This is a genomic window from Streptomyces kebangsaanensis, from assembly GCF_001906585.1.
Classification (GTDB): domain Bacteria; phylum Actinomycetota; class Actinomycetes; order Streptomycetales; family Streptomycetaceae; genus Streptomyces; species Streptomyces kebangsaanensis.
The window spans coordinates 21,176-28,227 of the sequence record NZ_JUJA01000142.1 but is presented as its reverse complement, the minus strand read 5'-3'; the positions used below and the strand labels follow the sequence as shown (position 1 = coordinate 28,227).

The 7,052-nt window shown below is 70.9% G+C and carries 6 protein-coding genes and 1 pseudogene; 2 read left to right on the top strand and 5 right to left on the bottom strand.

Features of this window, described 5'->3' with window-relative positions; genetic code table 11:
• A partial coding sequence (gene eccCb, locus RH94_RS44100; protein ID WP_234425923.1) for a type VII secretion protein EccCb occupies positions 1–1,863 on the top strand: 1,863 nt, incomplete at its 5' end.
• A 134-nt stretch (positions 1,864–1,997) separates the two neighbouring features.
• On the opposite strand, the gene RH94_RS21090 is transcribed toward eccCb, so the two are convergent.
• The 5 genes from RH94_RS21090 to eccB form a co-directional block, all read right to left on the bottom strand.
• On the bottom strand, positions 1,998–2,276 hold the full coding sequence (locus tag RH94_RS21090; protein ID WP_234425922.1) for a WXG100 family type VII secretion target: 279 nt from the start codon (positions 2,274–2,276) through the stop codon (positions 1,998–2,000).
• 124 nt (positions 2,277–2,400) lie between these two features.
• Positions 2,401–2,742 carry a WXG100 family type VII secretion target gene (locus RH94_RS21085; protein ID WP_073949075.1) on the bottom strand — a complete coding sequence of 114 codons (342 nt, stop codon included), beginning with the start codon at positions 2,740–2,742 and terminating at the stop codon, positions 2,401–2,403.
• Positions 2,743–2,960: 218 nt separating this feature from the next.
• A complete protein-coding gene (locus RH94_RS39780; RefSeq protein ID WP_199881018.1) occupies positions 2,961–3,332 on the bottom strand; it encodes a hypothetical protein in 372 nt (123 codons plus the stop codon).
• A gap of 329 nt (positions 3,333–3,661) precedes the next feature.
• On the bottom strand, positions 3,662–4,942 hold the full coding sequence (gene mycP, locus RH94_RS21075) for a type VII secretion-associated serine protease mycosin (RefSeq protein WP_073949073.1): 1,281 nt from the start codon (positions 4,940–4,942) through the stop codon (positions 3,662–3,664).
• Positions 4,943–4,958: 16 nt separating this feature from the next.
• Positions 4,959–6,491 carry a type VII secretion protein EccB gene (gene eccB, locus RH94_RS21070; protein WP_073949072.1) on the bottom strand — a complete coding sequence of 511 codons (1,533 nt, stop codon included), beginning with the start codon at positions 6,489–6,491 and terminating at the stop codon, positions 4,959–4,961.
• A gap of 255 nt (positions 6,492–6,746) precedes the next feature.
• On the opposite strand from eccB, the pseudogene RH94_RS44095 reads away from it, so the two are divergent.
• Positions 6,747–7,052: pseudogene (locus tag RH94_RS44095) on the top strand (type VII secretion protein EccE); the annotation flags it as partial.

Sequence of the window (7,052 nt, the reverse complement as noted above, 5' to 3'; positions counted from 1 at the left end):
GGGCCGCTCCCGGCCGACCGCAGGCCGGTGCTGTTCACGGCGGCCGAGGTCCCGGTGCAGTACGTGCCGGTGCCGCGGCAGCGGGAAGAACCGAAGCGCGACGAGAAGGACGACGCGCTCGCGGACACCGTGCTCGACGTGATCGTGCGCCGGCTGGAGGCCCGGGGCCCGGCCGCGCACCAGGTGTGGCTGCCGCCGCTGGACAGTCCGCCGTCGCTCGACTCGCTGCTGCCCGGGCTCGCCCCGGTGCCCGGCCGCGGCCTGACCCGGCCGGGCCACGAGGGCGCGGGCCGGCTGGTCGTTCCGGTCGGCATCGTCGACAAGCCGTACGAGCAGCGGCGTGATCCCCTGTGGGCCGACTTCGGCGGCGCGGCCGGACACATGCAGATCCTCGGCGGTCCGCAGTCCGGCAAGTCGACGTTGGTGCGCTCCCTGATCGCGTCGTTCGCCCTGACCCACACCCCGCACGAAGTGCAGTTCTACGGGCTGGACTTCGGTGGTGGCGGCATGTCCGCCGTCGCGGGCCTGCCGCACGTGGGCGGCGTGGCCTCGCGGCTGGACCCGGAGAAGGTACGGCGCACGGCCGCCGAGGTGTACGGCGTGCTGACCCGGCGCGAGGAGTACTTCCGCGCCGCGAACATCTCCTCCATCGCCGAGTTCCGCAGCCGTCGTGCTCGGGGCGACATCTCGGTCGCCGACCAGCCGTGGGGCGACGTGTTCCTGGTGATCGACGGCTGGGGCAACTTCCGTTCGGACTACGAGGCACTGGAGCCGCTGGTCCTCGACATCGCGGCACGCGGCCTCGGTTACGGCATCCACCTGATCCTCACCGGCTCGCGGTCGATGGAGGTCCGTTCGAACCTGAAGGACCACTTGATGAACCGCCTGGAACTGCGACTGGGCGACCCCATGGACTCCGAGTTCGACCGCAAGGTCGCGGCCAACGTGCCCACGGGTGTGCCGGGGCGCGGCCAGACGCCGCAGAAACAGCACTTCATGGCGGCTGTCCCGCGGATCGACGGCCTGTTCTCCGACACGGACCTGGCGGATGCGACGACGGCCCTGGCGGCCGAGGTGGCGCGCCACTGGGAGCAGCCCGGCGCGCCCGAGGTCCGTCTGCTGCCGCGTCGGTTCTCCGCCGCCCAGCTGCCACCGGGCGACCGGTTCCCGAACCGGGGCATCTCCTTCGCCCTGGACGAGGACAACCTCGAGCCGGTGTTCGTGGACTTCGACCAGGACCCGTTCTTCCTCGTCTTCGGCGAGAGCGAGTCCGGCAAGTCGAACCTGCTGAAGCTGCTCGTCAAGGGGATCACGGAGCGTTACGACGGCGACTCCTGCAAGCTGTTCGTGGTCGACAACCGCCGATCGCTGCTCGGGGTGACCCCGCCCTCGCACCTGGCGGAATACATCCCCATGTCGAACCGGATGCAGCACCACATGGACGCGCTGGCCGACCTGATGCAGCGCCGCACGCCGACCTCGGACGTCACGCCCGAGCAACTGCGCGACCGCAGCTGGTGGCGCGGCCCCACGGTGTACGTGATCATCGACGACTACGACCTGGTCTCCACGTCGAGCGGAAACCCTCTGGCCGGCCTGACGGAGCTGCTGCCCTTCGCCCGGGACGTCGGTGTCCGCTTCGTCATCGCCCGTTCCACGGCGGGCGCGAGCCGCGCCGGCTACGAGGCGTTCATGCAGCGCATCAAGGAACTCGGCGCCCAGGGCGTGGTCCTCGCGGGCGACCCGGGCGAGGGAGACCTGCTCGGCGGTGTACGACCGCGTCCGATGCCGGCGGGCCGGGGTGTGTTCGTGTCACGGCGGCAGGGGCGGCCGTTGGTGCAGGTGGGGTTGGTGGACGACTGAGACATGACCGGCCGGGACCGCTGTCGGGCACCCGGTGCGTTCCTGTCGCCGCCTCCGTGCCGGTGACGTGAGACGACAGCGGGGTGGACGCCTCCCGTGCGCGCCCACCCCGGGGTACCTCCGAGCCGCCGTTCCTAGAGGAAGTAGCCGGCGGCCTGCTTGTCGCCCTCCCTGTAGTCACCGCCGGCCGTGCGCACGACGTTGCTGATGCCGGTCAGAGCGGTGTGGATGTCGTTGGCGTCCTTGTCCCACCTCCGCAGCTTCTCGTCGAAGCCGCTCTGGGCGTCGCCCTCCCAGTACTGCAGGCTCTTCACGACCATCTGCTTGAGCTCGTCCAGATCCTGCCCGAGCGTCTTCGCCTCGTTGCTGATCGTGGTGGCCGCCGTTTCGAGCGCACTGTAGGAAACGCTCATTCCCTCGGCGTTGTTGACCATGTCTGTCTGCCTCGTCCCGCTCGTGTGTGTCTGATGGGTACCGACCGCCCGGCCGGTCCCCCGAAGCCGATTGCCTGAAGCCGATTCCCCGGAGCCGCCCGTCTCAGTACGAGCTGAAGGGGGAGGTCGTGGGGGCGCCGTCGCGGACGTCGATCCTGTTCACCGCCGCGCGCACGGCGTCTTCCTTGGAGTCCTTGATGTTGCGCGTCTTCGTCATCGACTCGATGACCTCGGTGAGGGTCCGGCCGATGCCCACCAGGGACTCGTTGATCTCGCGCTGCTTACTGTCGAACGCGGACCGGCCGATGCCCTGCCACTGCCCCTCGAGGCCGTCGATGACCTGCTGCAGCCCGTGCACACGCTTCCGGATGCCTTCGAACTTCGTGAACATGTCGTTCTGCAGCTTGACCACTGGGTCGTCTACGAGTTTCTGCTTGTCAGCCATGACCTGCAGGCCCTTCCTCTGTCTGTTGTCCGGTCCAACTGTGTCGGCTCACCGGCCGGGTGGCGGTGAGCACGCGTGCGGTGCCTTTCGGCACGGTCTCTGTCGAGCCCTGTCCGACGGGCTTGCGAAGCCTGCGGCTCGGGCTGGTCGGCGTCCTCATCCGGCGCGGCGCGCCCGCAGGACGGCGAAGCCTCCACCGCCACTGTCGACGGAGGCCTTCACAGCGGTGGCCGGCGGGTAGTCGGGGTCCGGGAGTTCGTCATGTCCGATGGCAGGAACACGAAGAGGTTGCCGAAGCCCCGGTGCGCGCCCTGAACCGCGATGCCGATCGCCTCGATCTGCAGGTGCGGGGTCTGGGAGAGGCTGGTGAGCTTGTCGTGGACGGCGTGGCACTGCTCGTACAGGGCGTGCGCCTCGGAGAAGACGCCCCCACCGCCGCTCAGCGATGCGCGCTGGACGGTCTGCGCGCTCACCCGCTTCGGGTTGCCGGCCGACGGGTCCAGGTCACGCGGGACCGCGTCCACCCGCTTCATGAACGTGGTCGGCGCCTCACCGCCGGCCTCCAGGTTCGCTGCCCGGGTAGCCGACACGCCTCCCGCCATGTCCGCCGGTAGCAGGACACACCTCCCCGTTTCCCCGTACACGCATCGACCGAGGCCGGCCGGTCGCTCTCCCCACGATCGCAAAGCACGCGGCGCCTCACAACGCGTTGCCCACTCTAGTCAACCGGCACATCCCGACCCAACCACGATTTGCCTCAAAGCACCTTCAACACCCCAGCGGGCAAAGCGGTTTGAATGGGTTTGCCAAGCAGTCGTCACCGAGCTTGCACACGTAAGGATGAGACTCGGAGCGACAACACGTCCGCCGCCGCTCACCGTTGGGTGATCCAGGTGTGCGAGAGTGACGGTCCTCCTCGTCATGCCGCACCGCCCACGCGCCCGCGCCGGCGTCGTGCGTCCCGTACTGCCACAGCCGTGCCGCTCAGGCCCGCCACCAGGACCAGGCCGCCGACCGTCACGTAGGTGCCCAGGCGCTGGTTGCGTTCGTCGGGGGTTTCACCGAAGTGCAGGGGGGTCACCGAGGGGGCCTCGGCGCGGGTGACGCCTTCCCGGGCCTCGGGGGACTCCACGGGGTGGGCGGGGTCCACGTCCGTCAGGGCCCTGACCGGGTCGACGACGCCCCAGCCGACCAGGCGGTCGTGGCCGGCGACCGAGCGTTCCGCGGTCTGTTCGATCTGGGCGACGATCTGCCGGGCCGTCCACTGGGGGTACTTGGCCTTCAGCAGGGCCGCCACCCCGGTGACGTACGGGGCGGAGAAGCTGGTGCCGTTGTCGGAGCAGTGGCCGCCGCCGGGGACCGTGGAGATCATGTCGACGCCGGGGGCCGCGACCCCGACGAACTCCCCCGACTGGGAGAAGGAGGCGCGTTCGTTGTTGCGGTCGGAGGCCGCCACCGCGAGGACGCCCTCGTACGACGCCGGGTAGGTGACCTTGACGTTGCCGCCCAGGCCGTCGTTGCCGGCCGAGGCCACCACCACGACCTCCTGGCCCAGGGCGTGATCGACGGCCTGCTTCAGGCGCGGGTCGGGCTCGACGGCGTTGGCCGTGTCCTGGGAGATGTTGATGACGTCGGCGCCCGCGCCCACCGCGTCGCGGATCGCCCGGGCGAGCGTGGCGGCCGTTCCGTCGCCCTCCGCGTTGTTCTGCTTCATCGGGATGATCACGGCGTCCGGCGCCAGGCCCACGAAGCCCGTGTTCCCGGCGGGGCGGGCCGCGATGATGCCGGCCACGCGTGTGCCGTGGCCGACGGTGTCGGTGGTTCCCCGGCTGTCGCCGCGCTCGACGCTCTCGCCCTTGGCGTTCTCGGCGGGCAGGTAGTTCCTGCCCTTGGACGCGTCGACGGCGGACCTCAGTTGCGGGTTCCTGACGTCGACTCCCGTGTCGATCACGGCGACTCGGACGCCCTTGCCCGTGGACTGCGCCCACAACTCGTCCAGGTTGAGCCGCTGCAGCGCCCAGGGGCGGCCCTGGTACGGCTTCGACGGGAACGTGCACTGGCCGTCCTCCGCCCGGGCGACGGTGGGAGGCAGGACGAGTACGTGGGTCGCGGCCGTGAGCGCGACCGCCGCCGCCAGGGCCGCCGTTCGGATCGTGGTCCCCGTACGGACGCGGCGGGCGGAGGTGACTGCCTTCAGCATGACGTCTCCTCCGCGGCTACGAGCCCTGCGGCTGCCGCGCCGCGGCCTCCGACAGGCGCGGGCCGGTCGGCAGGAACGTCGACCACTCCGCGGGGACGGGGGTCGGCCTGACCCGTTCGTAGCCGAGCCGGGTCTGGGCGATCCTCGCCTCGTTGAGCGCCGCCTTGCGCTGCTGGGCGGAGGTGCCGATGCCCTTGTCGTCGGTGGCGCTGTCGCTGTTGGACTGCAGGGCGTAGCGCAGGCCCGTGTCGGTCACCAGGAAGACGCCGCCCGCCTGTGTCTCCGTGCCCTGGAACTGCCGGAAGAGCAGCCCCGAGCCGGGGGTGACGTACGCGCTGGAGGAGCCGGTGGGCAGTTGCGCGGGGAAGTCGGTGCTCACCCATGTGGACAGGGTCGTCCGGCCCTGGCCGTCGACGGAGCGCAGGACCGCGCAGACGGTGTTGCGGCCGGACGTCGTGCGGCCCCCGTCGTTCACTGTTCTCGGTTCGTCCGCCGGCCACTTCCTGTCCCCGGCGAACGTCGTGCTGTCGGTCACCGCGCCGGGGCTGACCTGCTGGGCCTCGCCCGCCTGGCCGACGGCGACCAGGTCACGGCTGTTGAGCAGCAGCGTGGCGGTGAACCCGGAGACGCGGGCCACGCGGCCGGGCAGCACCACGTAGTACTGCATCCGCCGGCCGTCGTACGCCTTGATGACCATGCCGACCTTGTCGTACTGGTCGTACTGCTGCACCCCGCTGAACGCCCCCGCTGTCGCGCCCGGCGTGCCGTCGATCCTCGGAATCTCGATCGGGTCGCCCTTGTGGAGGGTCGCGAGCCACTGCTGGGAGACGCGCTGCGGGGCGCGGCCCTGGGTGTCGAGGGCCTTGAGCAGTTCCTTGTCGGACGGGCGGGCCAGTCGGTAGGCGGTGCCGCCCGCGTCGACGACGTACTGGGTCTCTCCGTCGGGGCCGACGACGTGCATCAGGTCGCCGCCCGAGAGCTTCCCCTTCCCCTCCGTCCGGGGCCACTCCTTCTCGGCGAGGACGAACGCCGCCTTCTGGATGGCCCGGCCGCCGTCGCCGGGGCGTTCGCAGACCACCCAGCGCTTGGGCGTCTCGGCCTCGCCGGGTGCGGGCAGCCGGTCGGGCGCGTAGGGGATGCCGATCGTGGCGCCGTGCGGGGGCTCGCCGCTGTCGAGGACCTTCTCGTCGACGGTGATGACGCTGTTCCTGCCCGGATCCAGCAGGAGTTTCGCTGAGGCCATGTTCAGGACCGGGTGCAACTGGGTCCGCTTGCCGGTCTTCAGCACCACGTAGCGCGTGGTCGACTGGCTGGCGACGATGACGTGTTCCTCGGGCCTGTCCCAGCCCTTGGGCGCCGTCGGGCTGAACAGGCCGACGGCGCCGAACACCGCGAGGACCACCACGCCGACGACGACACCGGGCACCACCGCGCCCAGCGGCTTGGGGGCGCCCTCCTCCGTACCCGACGGCGAGGGCCGGAGAAAGGACGCGATCATGCGGCGCTTCGCGAAGGTGTAGGCGTTGAGTTCGTCCCGCCGTGATGCCATCTGTTTCCGCTCTCTCCCCGTGCGGAGTCGTGAAGGACGCGTGGGGGCCGGTGCGCGCACCGGTCTCCGGTTCCTCGACTGCCTCTGGCGCCTCAACTGTCAGCACCGGCCCCTACTATGCCTGTTGCGCGGCACCGGTCGCGGCACGGGTAGGGTGCTGAAGCCGCGAGGCGGCCGCGCGCGAGTGTTTCAGGAGAGTTCGGGGGGTTTGGAGCGGTGACGTCCACAGCACGGACCCGATCGCGATCGCAATCGTTGACACGATCCGGTGACGCGCGGCAGTCGGCTGCCCGCGACTCCCGCTCCGACGGCCCGCCCGCCGCACCGGCCCCCGGCTCCTTCACCCCGCAGCCGAGGTCCCGCGCGGGTCGCGGAGGTTCGTTGGCGCTGCGACGGCTCGTGCTGCTGGAGTTGGCCGTCGCGCTGCTGCTCTGCGGATGGCTGACGGGGCCGTTCGCGCTCGTTCCGGCGGGCGTCGTCGCCGCCGCCCTCCTGGCCCTGGCCTTCGTGCGCCGCCGCGGACGCACCCTGCCGGAGTGGCTGGGCACCCTGCTCGCGCTG